This is a genomic window from uncultured Cedecea sp. (genome assembly GCF_947498825.1).
In the GTDB taxonomy this organism is placed as follows: Bacteria; Pseudomonadota; Gammaproteobacteria; order Enterobacterales; family Enterobacteriaceae; genus JGM124.
In genome coordinates this window covers 630,768-657,386 of the sequence record NZ_CANMLV010000001.1, presented here as the reverse complement: position 1 = coordinate 657,386, position 26,619 = coordinate 630,768, and the positions used below count along the sequence as shown (strand labels likewise).

The window sequence follows — 26,619 nt, the reverse complement described above, 5'->3', positions numbered from 1 at the left end:
ATGACTTACGTACCAATCACAGAGTACATTTTCGCGACTTAATCAAAAAAGAAAGCGCATCGTTTATGTTTTCCAGGCTGTTTTTAACTCAGGTGACCGTGTTTTCGTCGATGGAGTAATCTTGACATTTAATGATAAAATAAGAAATTGAATATATTTGATGTATTCTTTCAGTTTTTTGATTAAACCTAACGATTTGACAGTTAATGGTTTTTTATCGTTCTTAGTCTGAAAGGTAAATCAATGAGTAAGATGTTTAATCAATAAAACGATCATGATGGAGGTGGGTAAAAAGACAATGGAATACTTCAAGGCAAGTAACTCTGAAGACTACAGAGAAGAGTCGTCTTAAAGAAGAGAACTTATTGCGGGTAGATAGCGGTAGTGTTCCCAGTCTGCCTGCGTACAGGTCGCTGTTGTATCCGAAAAGTGATTGAATATACCTTTACCCGGTGCAAGCAGAAAGAATCAGATTAATCGCTATCGATTTAACGATCTTCATTATTCATTTTTTTGACAGATAATCATGCTGGTTTTTGTGTGTGGAATCAAATTATTACTGCATTTCATCTGTTGATGTATTATATGTCCGATATTCTGATTCAGTTTTTTTGATGGTCTCAGGTGATTATTTTTTGGAGTATTTTCTAGTAAAATAAAAGGTGATAGAGTATTTGCGTAGAGATTTATCTCACCAAATAGATCTCTATTAAGCTTACTCGTAATATGACGTGAAATTCTATGAACTGCGCGTATTGTCAGCGAATATCTGTAGGATAAATTAAAGTTTTTATCCCTGAGTTAGATAATATATTAAAGTGTATGCGTAACGATATTCGTATTGCAGAAACATTCAGTTTATCAGAATGGTGCGATGTTTAGTTGGGCATGATTCGCTATCCAGGCATCATAATATTCTGTATTGTAAGTATTAAGTTTAAAAGAGAAAGCAGTAACGTATTTTCATTAAGTGATGTGTGCTAAATACAAGGAATAGTTAATATGACTAACAGAGAGAAACAAATATTAAAACTATTAAAAAAGAATACATTAATTAAGCAGCAAGAGATAGCTGAAGCATTAGGTATCAGTCGTTCAGCTGTTGCCGGGCATATTATGAGACTGATAAATAAAGGTCATATTAAAGGCAGAGGCTACATCCTTGCTGAGAGCAACTATTAAAAGGTAGCAATAAATAAAGTCAATACACCTGTCTGTCGTTGTCTTTATGCTAAAAGTTATTCGGGGGAAGACAAGTATTGACTGAACCTGTAAACAGGAACGACGATTTACGATTTTACCAGAAACCCCAAGAAATACGCAGTTATCTACCTCTATACCCAAAATAATTCGAGTGGCTTGTAGGCGCCCCGCCCAGCCCGTCGATGAGCATAGATAAACTCTGTGATTCGGCGGGCTGAACGCAGGCAACCCCAGTCAACTTGAAGTATGACGGGTATATATCATCCCGGAAGATCGTTATTAATGCTATTTAGAGGTTATCTGAATGAGCGCAATCTGCAACTCGAATTATTTTGGGTATTTACCCGGACTACAGAGCAGAGTATCTTACGCGCCCACACTAGGAGAAGCTTTAATGAAAACCCCTGTTGCGACTAAACCCGGTTTACACCCTCGAAATCGTCACCGAAATCGTTATGATTTTGCTGAGTTAACACACATAAGCCCGGCGTTGAGCGCTTTTTTACGTCAGGGGCCTCATGGTGAGTCCACGATTGACTTCGCATGCCCGCAATCGGTTAAGGCGCTTAACCAGGCACTGTTAGCCTACTTCTATAAGGTCACTACATGGGATATTCCAGAGGGTTTCCTGTGTCCACCTGTTCCTGGGCGTGCCGATTATATTCACCATCTGGCAGACTTACTGGCAGATGATAATGCAGGAGTCATTCCTTCTGAGGCTTCAGTGCTGGATATTGGTGTTGGAGCTAACTGTATTTATCCGCTTATTGGTCAGCATGAGTATGGCTGGCGTTTTACTGGTTCAGAGACAGATGGTGCAGCGTTGCGCAGTGCTGCACGTATTCTGGAGGCTAACCCAACATTACAGCGAATGATCCGTTTGCGTCGTCAGAAAGATAACCGGCAAATTTTTACGGGCATTATTCATAAAAATGAATTCTTTGATGCGACTCTGTGTAATCCACCCTTTCATGATTCTGAACAAAATGCACATCAGGAAAATGAGCGCAAAAGACGCAATCTGGGACAGAGTTCTGATGTCAGTCTGAATTTTGGCGGTCGTCAGCACGAACTGTGGTGCGAAGGGGGAGAAGTTGCTTTTGTGAGCAAGATGATTAATGAAAGTCGGGCTTTTGGATCTCAGGTGCGCTGGTTCACCTCACTTGTCTCCAAAGGAGAACATTTACCCGTACTTTATCGGGTGATGCAGGAGGCTGGCGTTGTTAAGGTTGTCAAAAAAGAGATGGCACAGGGACATAAGCAGAGCCGTTTTATTGCCTGGAGTTTTTTGAATGATGAACAGCGTGCTCGCTGGGTTAAACGGCGAGTCGCATCTTGATTCATTCAGTTTGAAAAGGAAGAGCGAGTCATCAGACTCGCTCTTCTTAGCACGTTATACTACATGCAATAAGAATTCACGCAGACGAGCACTGGGTGGATTATCGATCAGCTGTTGCGGATCGCCATCTTCTGCAATTCGGCCTTTATCAATAAAGATCAGTCGAGAAGCAACTTTAGCGGCAAAACCGACTTCGTGAGTGACAATAACCATTGTCATTCCTTCTTCCGCCAAATCCTGCATCACTTTCAATACTTCATGGCGCAGCTCTGGATCAAGTGCTGAGGTTGGCTCATCAAACAACATCATTTTCGGTTTAACAGCCAGGGCGCGAGCAATAGCAACACGTTGCTGTTGTCCGCCTGACAGTTCAGAAGGATAGTGATGCGCACGTTCAGCGAGGCCAACTTTAGCCAATAATTCTTTCGCCAGTTTATCAGCCTCTGCTTTTGTCATACCACGAACACGCAGGGGACCAAAGGCGACGTTTTCCAGGGCCGTCAAATGAGGGAACAGATAAAACTGTTGGAAAACCATTCCCGCTTCCTGGCGGATCAAGCGATCGTCAACTTTTGGATCATTAACTTTCAGCCCATCGACGATTAAATCGCCACTGGTTATCTCTTCCAGTTTATTGATACAACGTAGTAGGGTCGATTTACCTGAACCACTCGGGCCGATAATCACGACAACCTCGCCTTTATTAATATTCAGGTCGATGTTGTGTAGCACCTGTGTTTGACCGAAGTGCTTAGAGACATTTTTAAATTCAATCACAGGATTTTCATCCTTCCTTCAAGGCGACGCAGCACGAAGCTCAACATCAACGTAATAATCAGATAGAAGACCGCAACGGCACTCCAAATCTCCAGTGCACGGAAATTACCGGCAATAATTTCCTGCCCTTGACGGGTCAGTTCTGCTACACCAATAACGATAAACAGTGACGTATCTTTGATACTGATAATCCATTGGTTTCCCAAGGGGGGCAGCATACGACGCAACGCCAGCGGCATAATTACATGGCGAATGGTTTCGCGTTTAGACAGACCTAAAGCCAACCCTGCTTCCTGAAAACCTTTGTGGATTGAGAGTACCGCGCCACGGGTAATTTCTGCAATATAGGCACCAGAATTGATCATAATGGTGACCACCGCTGCACTGATGGGGTCGATACGCAAGTCAGTAAATGCCATAGGAAGGGCGAAATAGATAAACATGACCTGCACAACAATAGGTGTGCCGCGAATGACTTCAATAAATACGAGAGCGATATGGTTGGTTATCCAGCCACCATAAATACGCGCAAAGCCCGCGATCAGGCCGATTACTAAGCCGCCACATAACCCAAGGATCGAGATCCATAGAGTCATTTTGGCGCCTTCAAACAAAAGGGGAATGGCAGGCCAAATAGCGCTCCAATCAAACTGCATGATATATTCCTGTTCTTTACCGTGGTTCAAATGATAAGGGGCGAAGACCGCCCCTTAGGTGCTACTTAATAAATTATTGTTATTTTGGTTCGGTACCAAACCATTTTTTATAAATTTCGTTATACGTTCCGTTCTCTTTCAGTTTTTTCAGAGCGGCGTTGATTTTTACACGCAGGTCATCGCTGCCCTTCGGCAGAGCAATACCATACTGTTGGGCTTCCAGGGAATCACCGACAGTTTTAAACTTGCCTTGGCCTGCAGTCTGAATGAAATAGAGAATGTTCGGTGTATCATGCAGAACGGCATCAGCACGGTTGGTGCCGAGCTCCATATAGGCATTATCGATGTTCGGGAACTGACGCAGATCTTTAGTTTTGATATTTGCTTTAGCATAATCTACTGAACCCGTACCACTTTTTACAGCCACAACTTTTCCGTCCAGATCCGCAACGCTTTTTACGTCATTGTTGTCTGCTTTAACCATCACAAGTAAGCCACTTTTGTAGTAGCCGTCAGAAAAATCGATAGCTTTTTGGCGCTCAGGAGTAATGGTGATCCCTGCCAGCGCGACGTCAACGTTTTTAGTTTGCAGGGCAGGAATGATGCCGCTGAAATCCATAGGTTTCAGGTCATAATCTACTTTTAGTTCTTTAGCGATAGCGTCCCATAAGTCGATATCAAAACCGACATATTTATCACCTTGTTTAAACTCGAAAGGAACAAATGCGGTATCAGTCGCAACGACCAATTTCTTGTCAGCAGCATGGGAAGAGACTGCAAAGGCAAGAGTGAGTGCAGCCAGAGACACTTTTAAAATCGACTTCATAGCATATCCTTTATTAATCACGGGGCTATCCCCCCTACATAAGCCTGCACACCATGAAATATTCGTGCCAGATTTACAACTTGCTGTTTTGCAAGGATGTGAATTTGTAACATTGTACTATACAGGTTGCAAGTTCATGATGACGCACTGAAATGGTGCTTTATCTTGGTGCAATAAACTAGATATTCCGATGGAAACTAGTTTTACCGCGAAATGAGGGAGGAAAACAATCCATATTTGACGTTTTTATGAGGTCTCAATTACAAATCGGCAACATTTGTTAGGCTGATTGCGTTATTCGTGCACTTTTTTTGTGCATCCCTCTTCTATGAAGAAGAGGGAATCATTGAGTAAAGATTTACGACTATTCAATATTTGATTCAATGAACCACAGGAATTTATCAAGGTCACGTGAAGCTGCGGTGAAAATATCAGCAGTATCTTCATCTGTTGCTTCAGAAATCGCTGCACGGATCCCGTTAGCAACGATAGCGTAACGATCTGCCAGCTCTTTAAGGTGATCCTGAACGGTATGAATTTCTAATGGATAACTTTTCAGTGAGGTTTTTGAATTAATTACCTGAGAAGTACCCAGTGCGACGCCACCAAGCTGAACGGCACGCTCCGCCATGATATCCAAGTGCTCAACCAGCGCGCTACGGAATCCATCGAGCATTTCATGGACGGCAATAAAGTTGCCGCCGCGCATATTCCAGTGTGCTTGCTTGGTAATCAGCGATAAATCGATGAAAAGAGCAACCTGGTGATTAAGCTGCTCAATAGCCACTTTCTTGTCGCTATCTTTGACATCATTGCGGGTATATAGCAGGGGAGTCGATTTATTTTTTACCAGTTTAGCGGTGCCCATAATTTCTTGTCCTCTAGGTTACATCTACATGAATAAATTTAACAAGAACAAGTATAGCCGCTGAAATTGATTTGCTAAGATGATTTGTCCTATTAAATAAATAGTTTTTTTTGATGAGGGTTAAAATTACGCAGGTTTCCTCATAACCTGTTGATATTTTTTGATTTGATTCAGAGGTTTGTTATTGTTAATAAAAGTAACTGCAATTTTCAGTTATTTTTATATCCATTGAAAATCATTGCAATATGTTTCTTTATAATATGTCAGCCCTGAACAGATAGGTTTTGGGCTGACGAGCTCTTAAGAAAATAATAATTGAAAATGAATGTCATTCTCAATGATATTATATATTCACTCTTTTCTTAAATTTATTCTTTGACATCGATTCGCGTAACTTTTGGTTCAGGTTTTATGGTGAGGGTTGAGCCTGCTGACGCCACGATAATAAAGAACAGAGCGATCCACTGAACAAGGGTTAGATGCTCACCTAAAAAAATGATTCCCGAGAGTGCTGCCAGTGCAGGTTCCACACTCATCAGTGTGCCAAAAGTTCGTGTTGGAAGGCGCGTCAGCGCAATCATTTCCAGCGAGTAAGGTAAGGCCGTAGAGAGTATTGCAATGGTAAGTCCGATGGGAAGTACTGCCCAACTCAATATGCTGCTACTGGCTTCCAGCGCACCAAGAGGCACAAAAATGATTGCAGCAATCAAAGAACCAGCAGCAACGGTCGCAGGACCGTGTTCCGTTCCTGCTTTTTGCCCGGCAATAATATAAATTGCCCAGCAAGCGCCTGCACCTAAAGCGTAGGCAGCTCCAGCTAAATCGACATGTGTAATATCCTTACCGAGTGGAAGAAGAAACCACAGACCGACAACAGCTAAAATCACCCAAATAAAATCCACGGTCCGACGAGAGGCAAATAAGGCCACGGCTAACGGCCCGGTAAATTCCAGTGCGACAGCCACGCCTAAAGGGATCGTTTTGAGAGATAAATAGAACAGATAATTCATCGAACCGAGTGCCAGACCATAAAAGAATAGCGGTAAACGCTGCTCTGGGCTAAATCGAAGACGCCATGGTTTGAAGATAATAACCAGAATAAGTGTGCCAAGTCCTAGTCGTACTGCTGTCACACCTTGTGGGCCAACCAGCGGGAAAAGAGTTTTGGCCAGTGCGGCGCCGCCCTGAATTGAGATCATGGCGATAAGCAGTACCATAATAGGTAACCAGCGTGGCATTTTGTCAGCAGTAAATTGCATTTTAATCCTGTTCAGGTTGCTACCTGTCTTCGCTCTGTGCCTGCTGATAACCCAATAATTCAGGGTATATCGCTGGCAAAAATAAAGTTGAATCACTTTAAATGATTCATCGATAAAATAATGACATTAATTAATGAGAAATGATGTCATTTAGTCAGATTTATTGCTTTTTTGGTCATATCTCAAACAGTTTCAATTCGGATTCATCTGAATGATAGGTTGGGGGAATTACCTGATAATAAGCAAGGATAACTTAAAAAAGCGCTATAATTTAATAACATAATTGATGGTGGAAACGTTATGTTACATCATTAGCGCCCTTAGACAACATAAATTACGAAGAGTTTCTCAAAAAAGTTTGTTATATTCGTCATTAAGCTTTAATTGGAATTATTTGAGTTTTTGAGGTTGTTATGAAAAAAATCGTATGTCTTTCAGCACTCGCTTTCGCTTTAACTCTTTCTGCAGGCAGCGCTTTGGCAGCTAGCACCGTAACTGGTGGTTATGCTCAGGGCGACATGCAGGGTAAACAAAATAAAGCGAAAGGCTTCAACTTGAAGTATCGTTATGAAAACGAGAGCCCACTGGGTTATATCGCTTCTCTGACCTATATTGAAAAAGACGCTACCCGTGGTGGTGTTTATCAGAAAGGTGAATACTACGGTATGACCGCTGGTCCAGCTTATCGTATCAATGACTGGGTAAGCGCTTACGGTGTTATCGGTGTGGGTCAAGGTAAATTCCAGACAGTTGAAGATGTCTTCTACCGCCGTTCACATAGCGACGTAGGTTTTTCCTATGGCGCTGGTTTACAGTTCAACCCAATCGAAAACGTAGCTTTGGACTTCTCTTATGAGCAGAGCCGCATTCGCCACGTTGACGTGGGCACCTGGATTGTTGGTGCAGGTTACCACTTCTAATTCATCTTTACTGATGATGTGAAGATCCGCAATTATGCGGTGAATAAAAAACGCCCTGTGAGCTTTGCTGACAGGGCGTTTTTTTAGCCTAAAAATCAGCTAACTAAGTATAGATTTAACGCTTTGTTGGTAAATCAGGTAAGGTGACTGGCAGGTGTTTTCTGTCATTATCAGATAAGCCAGATATTATACGGATGGTTAACGTCAGCTAAATTGTGCAGAGTCATTAGGTTGTGCGCGTCCAAATTGACGGCAGACAGTGAAGGATTTACAGAAACAGAGCAGAATGATGCGGCAACAACCATTGCGGAGAACTGAGTGAAGGGAGTTAAAAACCCGTCGGGCTAAAGCTCTGCCCGACGTTATGCTTTTTCTTCGTCCTGCTGACGTGTGTTTTTGTTGCCCAGATAGTTGCAGATAGCGGTTAGCAACATCAGTCTGTTCTGGAATGGTGAGTTAGTAAACATACGCAAATGTCTCTTTAGTGTGTTCATAAGTGCCCCCGTAATAAATTGTGGGCTGGTTTTATCCGATAGTAATAACCGGATAAAAAGTACGACTGCAATACATACAGATATAGCATGAGCTATACTTTATAGCTATGGCTATTTTGGGTTTTTTTGTAGATATGCGATGCTGGTTTACAATGATGGCTTGTGTCGTCATACGACGATATTGAAGTGACTGGAAGAGGAAGCATTATGAGCCGTAGGGCAGGGCAAAAAAATAACGAAAAAGTTATGCCATTACCCAATATTGAGGAGCATGTTGAGGGCTTCCGGCAAGTACGTGAGGCTCATCGTCGTGAATTGATTGATGATTACGTTGAGCTCATTTCGGATTTAATCCATGAAGTGGGAGAGGTTCGTCAGGTTGATATGGCCGCTCGTCTCGGAGTGTCGCAACCGACAGTCGCCAAGATGTTGAAACGACTGGCTACTGCCGGTTTGATCGAGCAGATCCCATGGAGAGGTGTTTTCTTGACACCGGAAGGTGAAAAACTGGCACAGCAAAGCCGGGAGCGTCATCGTATTGTTGAAAATTTCTTTCTTGCGTTAGGTGTGAGCCCGGAAACCGCTCGTATTGATGCTGAAGGTGTGGAGCACCATGTGAGTGAAGAGACGCTGGAATTATTCCGTAAATTCAGTGCTGAACGAGGCTTGATCTGAGGGCTGGTATTTCTGAAATGCTTCGTTGTGGATACAGACATTCAGAATAGCTTTTGTTGCCATTCTGAATGTCTGATTGAGCGAGAATAAAGTATTATACCCAAAATAATTCGAGTGGCTTGTCGGCGTGAAGTGAGGCCCGTCGATGAGCATAGATAAACGCTGTGATTCGGCGGGCAGGACGCAGGCAACACCCAGGCAACTTGAAGTATGACGGGTATAGTCACGCTGACAGAGTCTAAGATGTAACAGTGGGAAAGGGTTACCTTCGCCATCTAACTCAGAACGACCCACTGATTCGAAACCCATATGCAAATAAAAACCCACCGCTTGTGGATTCTGTTCATTAACGTCTACTTCGCTGAGGGCTTGCCCTGTAATCGCAAACTGTATCAGTAACTTACCAATCCCGGACTTACGGCTTTGCGGCAAGACAAGAGCATTTCAATACGCTCCTCGTGGCAAGCGATAAATCCCCGTGCAATACCGGCGTTATCTACTGCCATCCACAGTGATAACTGCGGCTGAATCTGCTCACGCAGTATAATAATATGGGCTTCAGTTTAAAAATCATGGGTTGCATGTACTGATGCTTCCCAGAGTTCTGCCAGGACAGGCTAATCATCTGCTGTGGCGGGTATTATCCTGACAGGTATTTTCTTTTGTTTTCCGGAATCAATAAAAAGGTGCTTCTTTGTTCAGAATTTTATCAATGATGTTCAGCACGCCTTGCTCATTACAATGGCCAGTCTGATAGCGGGCGATTTGCTTGATTTTTTCCGGCGCATTGTCCATCGCAAAGCTAAACCCAGCCTGTTTTAGCATTTCAATATCATTGCCGCCGTCGCCGAACGTGACGACTTCACTGTCTTTAATGCCCCATCTTTCTTGCAGAATTCGCAAACCATTTGCTTTATGCGCACCGGGAACGATCAAATCAATAGAACCATGACCACTGGTTACCGGAACGACAATGTTGCTAAGTTCGTCCGTCAGAGACGCCATAGTGCCATCCAGTAAGCTGTCTGGTAAGTTAATGGCAAATTTAAATATACAGTCATCAATATCGGAGAAATCATCAACCAGCAATAAACGGTGATAGAAACGAGCTGCAAGTTGTTTGAAATGAGTACTGTAACTATTCAGGGTATATGCACTGTTTTTACCGCAAACAATGACTTCAAGATGTGGTTGTGCGAGCAGATGGCAGATAACGGTCAGAAACTCCTCACGACTGAGTTCTGTATTAAATAAATCCTCGCCTTCGCTAACGACCCATGCCCCATTCTCAGACACGAAAGAGATCTCATCGACGATTTCAGGGAAGAAAGAGGCCAGCTGAAAATACTGGTTCCCGCTGGCAACCACAAAACGAATCCCCTGGGCTTTCATTTCTTGATACTGAGCGGCAAATCTTTCCCGGTTATATTTTTTCTCATCATCGAGAAACGTTCCGTCCATATCTACGGCAATCAGTTTAATACTCATGAGATTTTCCTTTCATCAATAACGGCTGAAGGCTGAGGTTTAGCTACCGCTTTAGCAACCAGTGAGGCGATAACCATCAGACTCAGTACTACAAGCATCGCATAACGTAATCCGTAGTGTTCACCGAGGAAACCCAGCAGAGGAGGCCCGACGAGGAAAGCAATATACCCTGAGGTGGCCACGACGCTGACACGGGTTGCCGCATCCGGCCCGGTATCACCTGCAGCTGAAATGGTTAATGGGAAACCGAGTGAGGTACCTAAGCCCCATAGCAGGACTGAAACACCCGCAAGTAGATCATTATCGACAAAGATAATCATCCCTATACCGAGAATGCCCATGAGGGCACAGGCGCGTACGACTGCAACGCGACTATAGCGATCGATAAACCATCCACCAGTAAAACGACCAATTGTCATGCCCAGAGTGAAACCAAGGTAGATCAGTGAGCCAGAAGTAGGGCTAAATCCATGACCATCAACCATCAGGAGGGGGAGCCAGTCATTGGCTGAACCTTCAGCAAACGCCATCGCCAGAACAATAAAACCAATCAACAATAGCTGAGTATCTTTATAGAACGGGCGATGGAGTACAGTCTCTTTGGCTGTTTTTTCTGCCGGATCATCTTTACCAGTACCATGAGGAACGACAGTCAGTGCAAGAGCAATTGGCACGATGACCAGTAAGCCAATGACTAATAAGTGGGCCCAGGAGATAACATTCCAGGCTGTAAGACTCAGGCCGATAGCAGCGCCAACCAGGGTTCCAAGACTGAAAAAACCGTGCATCATTGGCAAAACCGTTTTTTTCATCAGGCTTTCAATAATTGCCCCTTCGACATTCATGGCAACTTCAGAGGAACCCAAACCAGAACCCAGCAAGGCGAGCCCTAATGCGAACAGTAACGGACTGGCGACAAATAATGCGAGACTCATTACCAGCATACCGATGACCATCAATATCATGCCGCTACGAATAATGGTTCGGGTTCCAAAACGTTTAACCAGCCAACCAGAACACAAGATCCCGCTCATTGAACCTATCGACAAACCGAACAAAACGATACCCATTCCGGAAGTAGAGACATCAAGAGTGTCACGGATAGCCGGTGTTCGGGTCACCCATGATGCGATAACTAAGCCAGGAAGAAAGAAAAAGGTAAATAGAGCCCAGGTGCGCAGTTTTAAGGCTTTTCTCTGCGTTGCTGCCATGAAAGATGACCAGTAAAGAGGATATGTTGCAGTAGATTACCAAGTATGCGTACGTTTGTACATTTGCCAGGACAGGAGGAAGAGTCCTTCTGTCCTGCTGTACTGTTTTTAAATATCAAGGACGTTATTTTATTTATTTGGAGAACAATTATTCTGTTTTTCATTTATCAGACTACAGCAATTTCCCCCGTTGAAGTTTCATAACCAGAAAACAATTCTGTTATTCCTCGGTTAGCGTTACTTGAAAAAATTATCGACGATAGATTGTGATAAAAGAACTATCGAAATTAATTATTTCCCAGCAGTTTTTTCCCTGTTCCTGTGCTATGGGAAAAAAATCATATGGCGGAAGAACTCTCAAAGTGAATATCTCTTTTTGCAAGGATGCTTACATAACGAGTAGGAATTAAAAAGAGAGAGTAAAAAGGCTGCTCATGCAGCCTGGTTGGGAATGTTGTCTATTGTATAATGCGTCTCAACATTGTCGCAGAATAAGAGCCAGGAGCAGTTATCTCTGAGGTAATTATGATTTTCTGCCCGTTATCTGAGAGTTCTATTGGCAGGCCTCTGCTAAGCGATTTCCAGGTTGATTCGGGGAGGTGCGGAAATCGAATGACTCTCACTGTTCCATAATCAACGATTAAATCTAAGTTGCTGAAAGAATGTTCGCTTTTTAACACAGGTATAAATATCCGGACACTCCCATTTTCAAGCTTAACATTTGTTATTTCAATTCTTTTTTGATCATAGAGATTATTATCATTTATATATGTCGCAACCACAAAAACTTGGCTGGAAGGATATTTAAACAACTCATCTGACTGGAAGTCAACATACCCTATATTTGGAGATGTTAGAGTAGACTCGTAAGACATACTTTTGAGGTTTGAAAAGAAAGGCCTATTTAGACAACCGGTTAAGACGCAAGCGATTGTTATTAATAACGTATACTTCACTATTTTCAATTTTTCTTCCTTTTTATAGTGAATTATCATGTGACAGAGGCTCGTTTATCATACAACATTATGGCTTGGCTGAGTTCCCTGAATGTTCAACATTAAATAAATATAAACAGATGGCGTAAAAAGCGCGTATGCAGTCTGTTTATATCAGATCATAGTTTGGATATAGTCTGAGAAATCCCTCTCAGGACTTGGTGATCACCTTAATCTGATCACAGGGGAAAATGCACGGTAATGCCACAGATTCTGTTCGTGGAAAGGTAGGCTGGAAGGAATACTGTGCGCGAATGCTGCTTTTTCTGGGCATTAAGTGTTTTTACCCAAGCTAAATATTTTTTCTGTTTTGAAAAAACCTTCAGATGATCCCTCACTGCTCTCCCTGTCAACGGTGACGGTCGTGCCGTGTTGCCATACGGAGTCGTACTATAATAGCTGACGCTATCCTGAAAGAGCGCAATAGCCCCAGCCCTGACAGACCGCTGCGCTGAATCCATTTAACCGATTATAAATGGGAGGAATAACAGGCAATAAAAAACCCACCAACCTTGAACCGAATGGGCGGGGTTGATGGGCTCCACAAATTGGGGAAATCAAAGAAAAGCAGTGGCATTAATTATGACTGGCAATCTGGTAAAAAGTTCGCCAGATAAATAAAAAATGTCTGATTATTTGTATCATCCGGGCCAGATGACCACTGCCAATGTTCCTGCCTGCGCCAGCAGTAGGTTAGCGATAGCCTAAGTGCCTGGCATGGCCGCTTATCTACGACATACCTCTGATATTTTTTGAACGATAAAGGAACGGAGTCTGTATACACAGAAACAGATGAGAAACGAAAGGGGAAGTACAGGTGAGTCAACTGCGAGTTGACTCACCTGTACCCGTCATGATTCAAGGAGCAGAGGCCGCTTGAATGATGGCGGGTATAGCGGATTATGCTTCTTTGTACAAAGAGAGATGCTCTTTCGCGTAGGCTTCGAAGTCAGTGAAGCCGCCGATATGTTTTTCATCCAGGAAAATCTGTGGCACGGTTTCAACCGGTTTGCCGACAGTTTTCTCAAGATCGGCCTTTGTGATGCCTTCAGCATGAATATCAATATAACGGAAACTAAAATCATCGCGATCCGCGGTCAGTTTCTCAGCAAGTTCTTTAGCACGAACACAATACGGACAACCCGGACGACCAAAAATTACAGCAAACATATTTCTTCCTCTATTTATTAGCCGATACGGAGCGGCAGATGGACTCTATGATGCCGTCTGGTAAGCCATTTGCCAAGAAGGCTTTGCCTGTTAGTTTGATACCCACAGGCTATCTTAATGACCAGAGCATAGACAGTGACGGTATTATCCTATCACTCGACCTGCTGTTCACTATTGATCCCGAAAGGGGAGAAGGTAGACTAACTGGATATTTGCAGGCTGCATCATCAGGAAAAATCATGACGCCGACTATCGACTTACTCTGTGCCCACCGTTCTATCCGCCGTTTTCAGCCGAGGATTGTCACTGACTCACAACGCGCAGCTATCCTGGCCAGTGCCCAGGCAGCTTCCAGCTCCAGCTTTCTGCAATGCAGTTCAGTGATTCGCATCACTGATCCTGAACTCCGTGCGGCGCTGGTTCCGTTGACCGGAGGGCAGCAACATGTTGCTAATGCTGCTGAGTTTTGGGTATTTTGTGCCGATTTTCAGCGTAATTTCGAGATTTGCCCACAGGCTGAGCCGGGGCTTGCAGAGCAACTGTTGATTGGTGTTGTTGATACGGCGATTCTGGCACAAAATGCGGTTATCGCGGCAGAGTCACTGGGATTGGGAGCGGTTTATATCGGAGGTATTCGTAACAATATTGAAGCGGTGGGCGAACTCCTCAAGATACCAAAACACGTGCTGCCCCTGTTTGGCCTTTGCCTGGGATGGCCTGCTGAACAACCGGATAGCAAGCCGCGCATGCCAGTAGAAATGCTGGTTCATGAAAATCAGTATCAGCCGTTAAATCACCGGCAACTGGAAAAATATGATGCGCTACTTGCTGATTATTATCAGCAGCGTACGACGAATACGCGGCAGGACAACTGGAGTGAACATATCAAACGTACGCTGGTAAAAGAGAGTCGTCCTTTCATTCTTGATTATCTCCATCGCCAGGGCTGGGCAACCCGCTAATCATGGTTTTTACCGCCAGATAACCTATCGATACAATTTCCCTATCAATCGCGTCAGGAAACAGTATTGGTTTCCTCTGTCGTTATATCGTTATAACTGCCTAAGTTATAACGATAATCTAAAAAGGGCCGAATGATGACAAATACTGCTTTTGATAACTCGCCATTTTATGCTGCGGACATTATCCGCTCACGTCTTAATGGCCTGGTTCCTCGGGTTGCATTTATCCTCGGTTCAGGCCTGGGTGAACTGGCAGAAAAAATCGAACAACCTGTTGTTTTCTCGTACGATGAACTGCCAGGCTTCCCAGTCAGTACCGTACATGGTCATGCTGGTGAGCTGGTCGTTGGTACCCTGGCGGGAGTGCCTGTAGCCTGTATGAAAGGTCGCGGCCATTTCTATGAAGGTCGCGGTATGTCAGTGATGACCAGTGCTATCCGCACTTTTAAGCTGCTCGGGTGTGAAATACTGTTCTCTACCAATGCTGCTGGTTCTTTACGTCCGGAAGTTGAACCTGGTAGCCTTGTTGCGCTGAATGATCATATCAATACCATGCCTGGTACACCGACCGTGGGTCTTAACGACGAACGTTTCGGTGAACGCTTTTTCTCCCTCGCAAACGCTTACGATGCCGATTATCGCCACATTTTGCAGCAAGTTGCCGCTGAAGAGAAATTTCCTCTGCATGAGGGGGTCTTTGTTTCTTACCCTGGACCTAACTTTGAAACTGCCGCAGAGATCCGCATGATGCAAATTATCGGAGGTCATGTGGTTGGAATGTCAGTGGTGCCGGAAGTGATCAGTGCCCGTCATTGTGGATTAAAAGTGGTGGCAGTATCGGCTATCACCAATCTTGCGGAAGGTCTGGGCGATATTCAGCTTTCTCATGAGCAAACGCTGAAAGCGGCGGCGTTATCGCGCCAGAACTTTATCAACCTGATTTGCGGTTTCCTCCGTAAGCTTTCCTGAACCTGACTTGACTATCCGAGGGTAACATCCGTGGCGACTAAGCTTCGTTTGAGAGTTATGCTGTTCTTGCAGTATTTTATATGGGGTGCCTGGCTGGTTACCCTCGGTTCTTACATGATTAATACCCTTGGGTTCCGGGGGGCTGATGTAGGAATGGTTTACAGTACCAAAGGATTAGCGGCACTGTTTATGCCTGCGCTGGTGGGGATCATTGCCGATAAATGGCTGGCAGCAAATCGCGTGTATGCATTGTGTCATCTGGTTTGTGCCGCCACCTTGGTTTGGGCTGCCAGTATTAACCAACCTGACCTGATGTTCTGGGCAATGCTGGGTAATGCGCTGGCTTTTATGCCGACCATTGCGTTGTCCAATACCATTTCCTATGCCTGTCTGGCAAAAGCCGGGCTGGATACCGTGACTAACTTCCCGCCAGTACGGGTATTTGGTACTGTCGGCTTTATTGCCGCGATGTGGACAGTCAGTCTGTTTAAGATTGAACTGAGCAATATACAGCTTTATCTGGCCGCCAGTGCTTCAGGTTTACTGGCTTTGTATGCACTGACATTACCGACAGTCGAAGTAGTGAAACAACAAGTTTCCCGTGGCTGGGTAAGTCGTATGGGGCTGGATGCGTTTGTATTGTTTAAGAAACCACGCATGGCCGTGTTTTTTATGTTTGCATTACTGCTGGGGGCCGTACTGCAAATTACTAATACCTTTGGCAATCCTTTCCTGCATGATTTTGCGCGCCAGCCGCAATTTGCCGATAGTTTTGTGGTGCAATATCCTTCATTACTGTTGTCCGTCTCGCAAATATCTGAAGTGCTGTTTATTCTGACTATCCCATTCTTCCTGCGTCGCTATGGTATTAAGAAAGTGATGCTGATCAGTATGATTGCCTGGGTACTGCGTTTTGCTTTGTTTGCCTGGGGAGACCCGTCAGCGTTTGGCTTCGTGTTACTGCTACTCTCAATGATAGTGTACGGTATGGCGTTTGACTTCTTTAATATCTCAGGCTCAGTGTTTGTGGAAAAAGAAGTGGACCCGAGTATTCGTGCCAGTGCCCAGGGATTGTTTATGACCATGGTTAATGGCGTCGGCGCTTATTTCGGTGCTATTTTCAGTGGCTATATTGTCGACTACTTTACTTACGATGGTGTCAGAGACTGGAATACTATCTGGTTAGTATTTGCCGGTTATGCTCTGGTACTGGCGGTCATTTTTCAGTTATCTTTCCGTGATAATCATGTAAAAGAGACTGATTCTTCGAACAGGGCGACACTCTAGGTCGTTAAAGCTTACAACAACTGTTTAGAATGGTAATTTATGGGGCTTGCTAATAGAGGAGTCCCATGAAAAATTCCCAGCGCATCTATCGTATCGATTTCAAATTGTTGCGTTATTTCCAGGCGGTAGCCGAAGAACTCCATTTTGGTAAAGCGGCGACCAGACTCAATATGTCTCAGCCTCCTCTCAGCTTTCATATCAAAGAGCTTGAATCTCAGCTTGGTACGCTGCTGTTTGTTCGTCATTCCCGGCATGTGGCGCTGACCTATGCAGGGGAAGTGCTGCTGGAAGAAACTCGACAGTTACTGGAAAATGCCAATCTGGCGTTAGCCAGAGTAGAAAAAATTGGTCGTGGTGAGGGAGGGCGTGTTCATCTTGGTATTGTCGGCACGGCTATCTGGGGAGGGTTACGTCTTGGTTTACAGCAATTCATTGCTGACTATCCGGCTATCAATATTACCTTTTGTGAAAAATCACCTGGCGATCAGTTAGTGCTACTGGAACGTAAAGAGATTGATGCGGGTATCTGGCGTATGGAAACCTCGCCTCCGGGTGGATTACAGAGCGAAAGATTGCATGAAGCCACTTTTATGGTCGCCCTGCCTGAAAATCATCCTCTGGCCCGGCAAGAGACTATCGATATCACTCAGCTGAGAAAGGAAGCTTTTGTCACTATGACGGCCGTTCACTCTGACTGGACGTTTCTGCAGCGAGTCTGTCGTGAAGCCGGATTTACACCTCGTGTGGTCAGAGAAGCTGTCGAACCACAAACGGTATTGGCCTTAGTCAGTATTGGTTTTGGTTTAACGATTATTGCTGATAGCTATGCACAAATGAGCTGGCCTGGAGTGGTATTTCGTCGTCCCACGCACCCGATCCCGGCCGATCTCTATGCGGTATTCGATCCGAGACATCTGACCTCGACAACACAACAATTAATCGCTGCTCTGAAATCTTCATCCAGGACATCAGCGGGTCGTTGAAAGCCGATGAGGGTGATATGATACCGCTACATTCATATTGATTCTGTTACGCAGAGGTACAGATTGAAGATCGCTATTTTGTCCCGGGATGGAACACTTTATTCGTGTAGGCGATTACGCGAAGCGGCGATACGGCGTGGTCATTTAGTGGATGTCATCGACCCGCTTTCTTGTTATATGAATATCGACCCGGCAGCCCCCTCTGTACATTATAAAGGGCAGCAGTTACCGCATTACCATGCAGTCATACCACGCATTGGTTCTGCGGTGACGTTCTACGGTACAGCGGTATTACGCCAGTTTGAAATGCTCGGCAGCTATCCACTCAATGAGTCGGTCGCGATCACTCGGGCCCGGGATAAGCTACGTTCGTTACAATTACTGGCCAGACAAGGACTGGATCTCCCGGTGACCGGTTTTGCCCATTCTCCGGATGATACCAACGATCTGATCAACCGTGTCGGAGGTGCGCCACTGGTGGTTAAACTGGTGGAGGGTACCCAGGGAATTGGTGTCGTGCTGGCGGAAACACGACAAGCCGCAGAAAGTGTGATTGATGCTTTCCGGGGACTTAATGCTCATATCCTGGTTCAGGAATATATTAAAGAAGCCGAGGGGCGGGATATCCGTTGTCTGGTGATAGGCAACAGGGTCGTCGCGGCGATTGAACGGCAGGCAAAGCCGGGCGATTTTCGGTCTAATTTACATCGTGGTGGTACTGCTCGCCCGGTGACAATTACGGCAAAGGAAAGAGACGTTGCTCTGAGAGCCACCAGTGCCTTAGGCCTGGAGATTGCCGGAGTGGATATTTTACGGGCCAACCGCGGACCATTGGTGATGGAAGTTAATGCTTCACCAGGGCTTGAAGGCGTCGAAAAAACCAGCGGGATCGATATTGCCAGGTTAATGATCGAATGGGTAGAGCAACAAGCACAACCTGATTACCGTCTTAAAACGGGTGGATAAGAAGCAAAGTCTGCTTATTCATAGCAAGAACAGCTATTTTTGCGTACCATACTGAGCAAATTATTATACAGGTCATGAGGTTCTTGCGGTTATGGATTCACTTGTTATTCCGACTCTGGATATATTGCGTCGCTGGCTGGATGAAAACGCTATGAGTTTCTTTGAATGTGATACCTGCCAGGCATTACATTTACCCCACATGCAGAATTTTGATGGGATATATGACGCAAAAATCGATCTCCTCGATAATATCGTCCTGTTCTCTGCTCTGGCAGAAGTTAAACCTTCAGCGTTGTTACCTCTGGCGGCCGATCTTTCAGCGATTAATGCCAGCTCTTTGACAGTTAAAGCATTCCTGGATATTCAGGATGATAACTTGCCTAAACTTGTGGTTTGTCAGTCGTTGAATGCCTCTGTGGGTATCACGCGTGAGCAGTTTGCTGCCTTTATCAAACAAAGCGAAGAGCAAATTTCGATGGTTATCCTTGAGGCTTGTGCTAACCAGTTGCTGTTTGTAGCGGAGGAAGAGGGGAGCGATCCTGAGGCTAAAATACACTTTCTGCATTAATGCGCGTCATCATTGCTGTTTGCGCTGATTCTGTGTGATAAATCGTAAAAATAGTAGTTAACCTGTTTATTTAATCAAGTAAGACGATATTCATCTTAAAAATAGTACAAAACTGTCTTTTTAGTCGTTAATATTCAGAACATTCTGCCTGCCGTGCTGTCTTCTTACTTGCAGACAGACAAGGTTAAGGAGCTGAGTTCATGGACATGATTAAAAAACAGCGTTGCCCACATGCCAAACTGAATACTCCGACATTTGTTCTGATTGCCGCCATCGGAATAATTACCACGCGTTGTCTCGATTTGGTGCTGCTATTTAATATGCTCGGTTTTTCCGGAATCATGGAATTTTTGTACCGTGGTATGCAAACCTGGGCATTACGGCTGATATTTTTCGGTAGTATCATTATGCTAGTGACCGAATGTTATTGTGCTGTTGCTATCATCAGAGGTACTCACTGGGGGCGTTGGATATTTTTACTGACTCAGGTTATTGCCGTGAGTTATTTATGGACAGCATCTTTAGGTTTTGGTTATCCGGAACTATTTAGCATTGCCGGTGAAACCCAGCATGAAATTCTCCGCTCTCTGTTTATTCAGAAATTACCGGACTTACTGGTTCTCTTTTTATTGTTTATCCCGCAAAGTAGTCGGCTTTTTTTCAGGCGCTAATATGTACACAATGCTACAATCTGCGCCCTCGCTTTTCTTCAGGGTTTTATTATGGATTGCGCGCTTTACGACGCGGACCGCTGTCGCTCCTGCCAGTGGCTTAAACAACCGATAGCTGACCAGCTCTCCGGGAAGATGGACAATCTTCAGCAGTTATTGCAGGGTATTGCAGTTAAGCAGTGGTGTCTGCCTGTCAGCGGGGCTGAACAGGCATTCCGTAACAAAGCCAAAATGGTGGTGAGTGGCAGTGTCGAAAAGCCACTACTGGGTATGTTACATCGTAATGGTGTCCCTGAGGACTTGACGGACTGTCCGCTTTATCCGCCTTCATTCACCCCAGTATTTGATGCCCTGAAGCCTTTTATAGCCCGGGCAGGATTAACTCCCTATAACGTCGCCCGTAAGCGGGGGGAATTAAAATACATTCTGATCACGGAGAGCCAGTTAGATGGCGGTATTATGCTGCGCTTTGTTCTGCGATCCGAGGCCAAAATCGACGCTTTACGTCGTGTATTACCTGAATTACGGGCCCGGTTACCTCAGTTAAAAGTGATTTCAGCTAATATTCAACCGGTGCATATGGCGATTATGGAAGGGAAACAAGAGATCCCCTTAACAGATGAGCAGGCGCTGGAAGAGATGTTTAATCACGTGCCGTTGTTTATTCGGCCACAAAGCTTTTTCCAGACCAACCCGCAAGTTGCTTCAGCACTGTATGCCGCCGCCAGAGACTGGGTCAGGGCGTTGCCGGTTAAGCATATGTGGGATTTGTTTTGCGGTGTTGGAGGTTTCGGGTTGCACTGTGCGACACCCGATATGAAACTGACTGGAATAGAAATCGCTCCGCAGGCTATTGCTTGTGCTCAGCGTTCTGCAGCACTGCTGGGACTTAGCAATATTCAGTTTCAGGCGCTGGACTCAACCGCGTTTGCTCTGGCACAGCAAGATATTCCCGATCTGGTGCTGGTGAATCCTCCCCGGCGAGGTATAGGACCTGCTCTTTGTGACTATTTAAGTGCAATGCAGCCAGCATTTATTGTTTATTCCAGCTGTAATGCCGAAACCATGGCGCGGGATATTGCTATGCTGCCGGACTACCAGCTTGAGAGAGTTCAGCTTTTTGATATGTTCCCTCATACCGCGCATTATGAAGTTCTGACGCTGCTGATTCGGCGTAGCGAGGCCTGATGAAGTGCATACCCGAGCGGGTATGCACTTATCAGTGTGATGTATTTATTGTGGGAACCACTTCTCACTGATTTTCTGATAAGTACCATCAGCTTTAATGGCTGCCAGAGCGGCGTTGAGCTTGCCCAGTAGCTCAGGGTTATCCTGACGAACCGCGATACCCATACCAGCACCGAAGTATTCAGGATCGGCAGTATGCTCACCTACAGGACCCAATTCGGGGCTGGTTTTTAACCACTCATTGACCGCAGCAGTATCACCAAATACCCCATCAATACGGCCATTTTTCAGGTCAAGAAAAGCATTTTGATAGCTGTCATAAGAGACAGTTTTTACTTCCGGATGTTTATCCTGGATATATTTCTGGTGAGTTGAACCATTTTCCATCCCGATACGCTTGCCTTTTAAGTCGGCAAAAGAGCTGTAAAGGCCTTTTTTAGCGATGACGACCGCAGAGTTATCATAGTACGGGTTGGTGAAAGCCACTTGCTTCGCGCGTTCAGCGGTGATGTCCATACCTGAAATAACCGCATCATATTTGCGGAATTTAAGAGAGGTAATCAGACTGTCGAAAGCATGGTTATTAAAGGTACAGTCTGCTTTCATCTGTGTGCATAAAGCTTTAGCCAGGTCGATATCAAAACCGACGATTTGATTATTCGCGTCCAGAGACTCAAAAGGAGGATAAGTTGCTGAGGATGCAAAGTTGATTTTGTCAGCGGCGCTAGCATTGACGGCAACTGTGGCGAACAGGGCGGCTAACAGTAACTTCTTCATTGGGATGGCTCCAGTAGCGATATATAATTATAAATTGCCGTTACCGGCATAAGATAACCATGCCATTAAATGAATTTATATGCAATATGGATGTATTATTATTTGGTTTGGAGTGAAAAAAAACGAGGCTGAATCCTCGTTTTTTCGTCAATATTGTGCGTTAGTTACGACGTTCAAATGCCAGCGCCCGACGTTCAATTAAACGCATCATCAGCGTCAGTAAGCCATTGACTATCAGATAGACAATACCTGCTGCGCCAAATACAGAAACATCATAAGTTCTGCCGTACAGCTGCTGAGCATAGCCCATCACTTCCATCAGTGTAATGGTATAAGCCAGTGAGGTACTTTTGAACACCAAGACCACTTCGTTAGAGTAAGAAGAAAGTGCACGTTTAAAGGCATAAGGTAACAAAATAGCCAGCGTATCTTTTTTACTCATCCCTAAAGCACTGCAAGACTGCCACTGGCCTTCGGGAATAGCACGAATAGCGCCGTGAAACAGCAGTGTAGTATAAGCCGCACTGTTGAGTGACAGGGCGATTAATGCACACAGCCAAGGCTCGGACAACAGACCCCAAATCAACGGATAGTGCTGAAGTGAGGGAAATTGTCCCGGTCCGTAGTAGATCAAGAAGATTTGTACCAGCAATGGGGTGCCGGTAAACAGTGTAATATAGCCACGCACCAGCAGACTCAGTACCGGTGTTTTTAATGTCAGAATAACGGTAAAAACCAATGACATCAGTAATGACAGGAAGATTGATGCCGCGGTGAGGGTCAGACTGGTATGCAGACCTTTCATCAGCTCTGGCAGGAAATCGAGCATCAGCCTGGTCTCCGTTCAAAGCGTGTGGCACGCAGGTCAATACGTTTCAATATATACTGACTGAATAACGTGATAACCAGATAAATTGCCGCGGCAACCATATACCAGGTAAAGGGTTCCTGAGTACGTGTCGCGATACTTTTGGTCTGTAGCATGAGATCATTTACGCTTATCAGTGAAACCAGCGCGGTATCCTTCAGTAATACCAGCCATTGGTTGCCTAACCCAGGCAGTGCATGACGCCACATTTGTGGCATCACCAGACGAAAGAATATCGCTGACTTAGATAAACCTAAAGCCTGGCCAGACTCCCATTGTCCAATTGGCACAGCTTTCAGGGCGCCACGTAAAGTTTGTGATGCATAAGCGGCATACAGTAGCGAGAGCGCAATTACCCCGCAAAGGAAGGGGCTGACATCAAAATTGGTGATCGGCACCTGAATCTGAAACGAGGCAAAGCCCAGATTCAGCGTAAAGCCATCTGCCAGTATCAACAGGATCTGTGATGAGCCAAAGTAGATAAACAGTACCACCAGAATCTCAGGCAAACCGCGCAGAATAGTAACCAGGGCGGTGGCTGTCCATGAGACTGGACGATATTTGCTTGACTCCCACACAGCAAAAAACATTGCCAGTGCAAGGCCAACTACCAAGGCACATACGGCAAGGCCGACGGTCATACCGGCGGCACTTGCTAATGGAAAAAATTCATTCATCGAATTGATTACTTCTGGAACCATTTGTCATAGATGGCCTGATAAGTACCATCTTTCTTCACTTTTTCCAGGGCCGCATTCAGTTTTGCTTGCAGCTCGGTGTTGCCCTGACGTACAGCGATGCCTAGTCCCGTACCAAAGTAATCTTTATCGGTGACTTTATCACCGATTGGAGCCAGATTAGAGCTGTCTTGCAGCCATTCTGTTACTACCGCAGTATCACCAAATACGGCATTGATACGGCCGCTTTGTAAATCCAGTCTGGCATTCTGATAACTGTCATACGGGACAGTGGTAATTTCTGGGTGCTTATCGGTAATAAATTTCTGGTGAGTGGTGCCGTTCTGAACACCCACTTTCTTACCTTTTAATGCTGCGATATCGGCATTTTTACCTGTCTGACCGACAAACAACGCAGAGTTGTCATAGTACGGCTGGGTAAACAGAACTTGTTTTTCACGCTCAGGAGTAATGTCCATACCGGCCATCACGACATCGAAACGACGGAATTTTAATCCCGGGATTAAGCTATCGAATGCCTGGTTAGTAAAAGTACAGGTGGCATCAATTTCTTTACACAGTGCGTTGGCTAAATCGACATCAAAACCAACGATTTGGTTACTGGCATCAATAGACTCAAACGGAGGGTAGGAGGCTTCGGTTGCGAAACGCAGCGTTTGCGCAGCGCTTGCTGAGAAAGTAACGGCAGCTAACAGTGTTGCCAACAGAACTTTTTTCATTGTCGTTTCCCGTTCAACATCAGTGAGAGAGGTAGGATTTAAACGCTTCGGTTTGCGGGTTGCTAAAACAGCTCGCATCACCTTGTTCAACAATATGGCCATTTTCCATATAAATCACACGACTGGCTGTTTTACGTGCCACTTCCACTTCGTGTGTGACAATGACCTGAGTAATCTTGGTTTCTGCCAGTTCGTTAATGATACTGACAATTTGCGCGGTGATTTCTGGATCCAGTGCCGCGGTAGGTTCATCAAATAACAAAACCTGTGGCTCCATCATTAACGCCCGGGCAATAGCAACACGTTGCTGCTGTCCACCGGAAAGATGCAGAGGATACCTGTCCATATAGGGTGTCAGGCGCAGACGATCCAGCAATTTATCAGCACGAGCGCGTGCTTTTTCCTTGCTTAGACCCAACACCCGGCAAGGAGCTTCAATCAGGTTATCCAACACGCTCAGATGCGGCCAGAGGTTATACTGCTGAAATACCATACCGACATTTTGTCGTAATTCACGAATGGCTTTATCACTGGGTACTTTTGAAAAATCGTATGTATTGCCAGCAATACTCAAAGTACCGGAGCGAGGCATTTCCAGCAAATTAAGCACACGCAATAGCGAGCTCTTACCCGCGCCGCTTGGGCCTAGCAACACCAGTGTTTCACCCTGCGGGCAATGTAGTGTGATATCAAATAGTGCCTGATGGACACCATAGAAGCAGTTAACGCCGTTTAGTTGAATACTCATGGGTTGCAGTTTGGAGGTTGAATAGCTCATTGAAGTCGAAAAGGGTACCTTTAACAGAATAGTTATGCAATCTTTGCGCGTTAAATCTTAAAACAAACCGATTTAGTCCCTTAAAATTAGCACAAAATAGTGTCTGGTGTCGGTGATGATGAGTAAATTGTCTGGAATTAAGCGTTGGTGGCCTTAATACGGGTTACAATGGCAATAAAGCTTGAACAGATATATACCCGTCATACTTCAAGTTGCTTGGGTGTTGCGTGCATGAGGCGCGCTGAATCACAGAGTTTATCTGTGCTCATCGACGCGCCTCACTTCGCGCCTACAAGCAATTCGAATTACTTGGGGTATAGCTGAAAAACAGAGAGGCTGGAATGTATTCACGGATGATATTGTGGTGTGTAATGATATTACTGACGGGCTGTGCCGGGCAGCAGGGGATAGTGGATAAAGGGGAATACCAGGTTGACTTACGGCATCCTGCCCGGGCTTCTTATCCACGAGTGAAAGTTGTGGTGATTCACTATACTGCCGATCACTTTCATGGCTCACTGCGTACCCTGACCGGGCCTGATGTCAGTTCACATTATCTTATTCCTGCACAACCCCCGCACTTATCGGGTAAACCGGTTATCTGGCAGTTGGTTCCGGAACAACAACTGGCCTGGCATGCTGGAGTCAGTTATTGGCGGGGAAATCAACGTATCAATGACATCTCCGTCGGTATTGAGTTAGAAAATAGCGGTTTTACGCAGCATGGGGATAAAAGACAGTTCTACCCGTTTGCGCCTTCACAGATAGCCGTACTGGAAAAATTACTGTCAGATATCATTGAGCGTTACCAGATTGCCCCCGAAAATATCGTGGCACACGGCGATATTGCCCCTCAGCGCAAAGTGGATCCTGGGCCGCTATTTCCCTGGGAACAATTAGCAGAACGTGGGATTGGCGCCTGGCCCTCCTCAGATCGAGTGGCCTTCTATTTAAATGGGCGATCGGTTTTCGAACCTGTCGACCAGGCCCATTTACTGGACTTACTGGCTCGTTATGGTTATCAAGTTACGCCTGAGATGACGGCCATGCAGTTACAGCAGGTGATTACTGCTTTTCAGATGCATTTTCGGCCACAAAATTACAGCGGACAAGCGGATGCGGAAACGCAGGCGATTGTTGAAGCGCTACTGGAGAAATATGGTCAAGGTTAACGTCGGGCAATAATACCCGGTACAGGATAAACCTGAGAGTGTATATCTGGCGCATCAATCTTCATGTCACTTAACTCAGAGAGACGAAGTTAATGTTACGTATTTTTCGTGAGATAATACGTAACGCAATGA

At 45.1% G+C, this 26,619-nt stretch carries 27 protein-coding genes and 1 pseudogene; 13 read left to right on the top strand and 15 right to left on the bottom strand.

What is annotated here, in order from left to right; genetic code table 11:
* Window positions 1–1,002: 1,002 nt before the first annotated feature.
* A pseudogene (locus tag Q1A40_RS03090) lies at window positions 1,003–1,179 on the top strand (winged helix-turn-helix transcriptional regulator); the annotation flags it as partial.
* Between the two features lie 418 nt (window positions 1,180–1,597).
* Window positions 1,598–2,542, top strand: coding sequence for a 23S rRNA (adenine(1618)-N(6))-methyltransferase RlmF (gene rlmF / locus Q1A40_RS03085; RefSeq protein WP_299997617.1), 945 nt, complete (start codon window positions 1,598–1,600; stop codon window positions 2,540–2,542).
* A 54-nt stretch (window positions 2,543–2,596) separates the two neighbouring features.
* Here rlmF and glnQ read toward each other — a convergent pair whose 3' ends face one another.
* The 5 genes from glnQ to rhtA form a co-directional block, all read right to left on the bottom strand.
* The gene (gene glnQ, locus Q1A40_RS03080; protein ID WP_299997614.1) at window positions 2,597–3,319 is read right to left on the bottom strand and encodes a glutamine ABC transporter ATP-binding protein GlnQ; all 723 of its coding nucleotides are present in this window, start codon (window positions 3,317–3,319) and stop codon (window positions 2,597–2,599) included.
* A complete protein-coding gene (glnP, locus tag Q1A40_RS03075) occupies window positions 3,316–3,975 on the bottom strand; it encodes a glutamine ABC transporter permease GlnP (protein ID WP_299997611.1) in 660 nt (219 codons plus the stop codon). The genes glnQ and glnP overlap by 4 nt, the downstream gene beginning before the upstream one ends.
* Before the next feature lie 79 nt (window positions 3,976–4,054).
* Window positions 4,055–4,801, bottom strand: a complete 747-nt coding sequence (gene glnH / locus Q1A40_RS03070) for a glutamine ABC transporter substrate-binding protein GlnH (RefSeq protein WP_299997608.1) — start codon at window positions 4,799–4,801, stop codon at window positions 4,055–4,057.
* A 364-nt stretch (window positions 4,802–5,165) separates the two neighbouring features.
* On the bottom strand, window positions 5,166–5,669 hold the full coding sequence (gene dps, locus Q1A40_RS03065; protein WP_299997605.1) for a DNA starvation/stationary phase protection protein Dps: 504 nt from the start codon (window positions 5,667–5,669) through the stop codon (window positions 5,166–5,168).
* Window positions 5,670–6,037: 368 nt separating this feature from the next.
* A complete protein-coding gene (gene rhtA, locus Q1A40_RS03060) occupies window positions 6,038–6,928 on the bottom strand; it encodes a threonine/homoserine exporter RhtA (RefSeq protein WP_299997602.1) in 891 nt (296 codons plus the stop codon).
* Between the two features lie 413 nt (window positions 6,929–7,341).
* On the opposite strand from rhtA, the gene ompX reads away from it, so the two are divergent.
* Window positions 7,342–7,848 (top strand): outer membrane protein OmpX, encoded by a 507-nt coding sequence (gene ompX, locus Q1A40_RS03055; protein ID WP_299997599.1) that lies wholly within the window; start codon window positions 7,342–7,344, stop codon window positions 7,846–7,848.
* Between the two features lie 362 nt (window positions 7,849–8,210).
* On the opposite strand, the gene mntS is transcribed toward ompX, so the two are convergent.
* Window positions 8,211–8,342, bottom strand: a complete 132-nt coding sequence (gene mntS / locus Q1A40_RS03050; protein WP_299997596.1) for a manganase accumulation protein MntS — start codon at window positions 8,340–8,342, stop codon at window positions 8,211–8,213.
* 207 nt (window positions 8,343–8,549) lie between these two features.
* Between mntS and mntR the strand changes: the two genes are divergently transcribed.
* On the top strand, window positions 8,550–9,017 hold the full coding sequence (gene mntR, locus Q1A40_RS03045) for a manganese-binding transcriptional regulator MntR (protein ID WP_299997593.1): 468 nt from the start codon (window positions 8,550–8,552) through the stop codon (window positions 9,015–9,017).
* On the opposite strand, the gene Q1A40_RS23155 is transcribed toward mntR, so the two are convergent.
* The 4 genes from Q1A40_RS23155 to Q1A40_RS03025 form a co-directional block, all read right to left on the bottom strand.
* Window positions 8,979–9,449: a GNAT family N-acetyltransferase gene (locus Q1A40_RS23155; RefSeq protein WP_367275724.1), complete on the bottom strand. Its 471-nt coding sequence runs from the start codon at window positions 9,447–9,449 to the stop codon at window positions 8,979–8,981. The two genes, mntR and Q1A40_RS23155, sit on opposite strands and share 39 nt — an antisense overlap.
* Window positions 9,450–9,692: 243 nt before the next feature.
* Window positions 9,693–10,505, bottom strand: coding sequence for a Cof-type HAD-IIB family hydrolase (locus Q1A40_RS03035; protein ID WP_299997590.1), 813 nt, complete (start codon window positions 10,503–10,505; stop codon window positions 9,693–9,695).
* On the bottom strand, window positions 10,502–11,716 hold the full coding sequence (locus tag Q1A40_RS03030) for an MFS transporter (protein WP_299997587.1): 1,215 nt from the start codon (window positions 11,714–11,716) through the stop codon (window positions 10,502–10,504). Before Q1A40_RS03030 ends, Q1A40_RS03035 begins: the two co-directional genes overlap by 4 nt.
* 1,895 nt (window positions 11,717–13,611) lie before the next feature.
* Entirely contained in the window at window positions 13,612–13,881 is a 270-nt protein-coding gene (locus tag Q1A40_RS03025; protein WP_299997584.1) for a GrxA family glutaredoxin, read from the bottom strand.
* A gap of 239 nt (window positions 13,882–14,120) precedes the next feature.
* Between Q1A40_RS03025 and nfsA the strand changes: the two genes are divergently transcribed.
* The 8 genes from nfsA to rlmC all read left to right on the top strand — a co-directional run bounded on the left by nfsA (window position 14,121) and on the right by rlmC (window position 21,475).
* Window positions 14,121–14,843 carry an oxygen-insensitive NADPH nitroreductase gene (gene nfsA / locus Q1A40_RS03020; protein WP_299997911.1) on the top strand — a complete coding sequence of 241 codons (723 nt, stop codon included), beginning with the start codon at window positions 14,121–14,123 and terminating at the stop codon, window positions 14,841–14,843.
* Window positions 14,844–14,978: 135 nt separating this feature from the next.
* Window positions 14,979–15,812: a xanthosine phosphorylase gene (gene xapA / locus Q1A40_RS03015; RefSeq protein WP_299997908.1), complete on the top strand. Its 834-nt coding sequence runs from the start codon at window positions 14,979–14,981 to the stop codon at window positions 15,810–15,812.
* 30 nt (window positions 15,813–15,842) lie between these two features.
* Window positions 15,843–17,099 (top strand): nucleoside permease, encoded by a 1,257-nt coding sequence (locus Q1A40_RS03010; RefSeq protein WP_299997581.1) that lies wholly within the window; start codon window positions 15,843–15,845, stop codon window positions 17,097–17,099.
* A gap of 65 nt (window positions 17,100–17,164) precedes the next feature.
* Window positions 17,165–18,082, top strand: coding sequence for a LysR family transcriptional regulator (locus Q1A40_RS03005; protein WP_299997578.1), 918 nt, complete (start codon window positions 17,165–17,167; stop codon window positions 18,080–18,082).
* A gap of 63 nt (window positions 18,083–18,145) precedes the next feature.
* Window positions 18,146–19,048, top strand: coding sequence for a 30S ribosomal protein S6--L-glutamate ligase (gene rimK, locus Q1A40_RS03000; RefSeq protein WP_299997575.1), 903 nt, complete (start codon window positions 18,146–18,148; stop codon window positions 19,046–19,048).
* A 91-nt stretch (window positions 19,049–19,139) separates the two neighbouring features.
* On the top strand, window positions 19,140–19,616 hold the full coding sequence (locus tag Q1A40_RS02995; protein ID WP_299997572.1) for a YbjN domain-containing protein: 477 nt from the start codon (window positions 19,140–19,142) through the stop codon (window positions 19,614–19,616).
* 200 nt (window positions 19,617–19,816) lie between these two features.
* Complete coding sequence (locus Q1A40_RS02990; protein WP_299997569.1) at window positions 19,817–20,287, top strand: YbjO family protein; 471 nt, start codon at window positions 19,817–19,819, stop codon at window positions 20,285–20,287.
* A 51-nt stretch (window positions 20,288–20,338) separates the two neighbouring features.
* The gene (gene rlmC / locus Q1A40_RS02985) at window positions 20,339–21,475 is read left to right on the top strand and encodes a 23S rRNA (uracil(747)-C(5))-methyltransferase RlmC (protein WP_299997566.1); all 1,137 of its coding nucleotides are present in this window, start codon (window positions 20,339–20,341) and stop codon (window positions 21,473–21,475) included.
* A gap of 45 nt (window positions 21,476–21,520) precedes the next feature.
* Here rlmC and Q1A40_RS02980 read toward each other — a convergent pair whose 3' ends face one another.
* The 5 genes from Q1A40_RS02980 to artP form a co-directional block, all read right to left on the bottom strand.
* Window positions 21,521–22,252 (bottom strand): arginine ABC transporter substrate-binding protein, encoded by a 732-nt coding sequence (locus tag Q1A40_RS02980; protein WP_299997562.1) that lies wholly within the window; start codon window positions 22,250–22,252, stop codon window positions 21,521–21,523.
* A 160-nt stretch (window positions 22,253–22,412) separates the two neighbouring features.
* The gene (gene artM, locus Q1A40_RS02975; RefSeq protein WP_299997560.1) at window positions 22,413–23,081 is read right to left on the bottom strand and encodes an arginine ABC transporter permease ArtM; all 669 of its coding nucleotides are present in this window, start codon (window positions 23,079–23,081) and stop codon (window positions 22,413–22,415) included.
* Window positions 23,081–23,797: an arginine ABC transporter permease ArtQ gene (artQ, locus tag Q1A40_RS02970; RefSeq protein WP_299997558.1), complete on the bottom strand. Its 717-nt coding sequence runs from the start codon at window positions 23,795–23,797 to the stop codon at window positions 23,081–23,083. Before artQ ends, artM begins: the two co-directional genes overlap by 1 nt.
* 8 nt (window positions 23,798–23,805) lie before the next feature.
* Window positions 23,806–24,537 (bottom strand): arginine ABC transporter substrate-binding protein, encoded by a 732-nt coding sequence (gene artJ, locus Q1A40_RS02965; RefSeq protein ID WP_299997556.1) that lies wholly within the window; start codon window positions 24,535–24,537, stop codon window positions 23,806–23,808.
* A 19-nt stretch (window positions 24,538–24,556) separates the two neighbouring features.
* The gene (gene artP, locus Q1A40_RS02960; RefSeq protein WP_299997554.1) at window positions 24,557–25,285 is read right to left on the bottom strand and encodes an arginine ABC transporter ATP-binding protein ArtP; all 729 of its coding nucleotides are present in this window, start codon (window positions 25,283–25,285) and stop codon (window positions 24,557–24,559) included.
* 371 nt (window positions 25,286–25,656) lie between these two features.
* On the opposite strand from artP, the gene Q1A40_RS02955 reads away from it, so the two are divergent.
* Window positions 25,657–26,487 carry an N-acetylmuramoyl-L-alanine amidase gene (locus Q1A40_RS02955; RefSeq protein ID WP_299997552.1) on the top strand — a complete coding sequence of 277 codons (831 nt, stop codon included), beginning with the start codon at window positions 25,657–25,659 and terminating at the stop codon, window positions 26,485–26,487.
* Window positions 26,488–26,619: the final 132 nt, after the last annotated feature.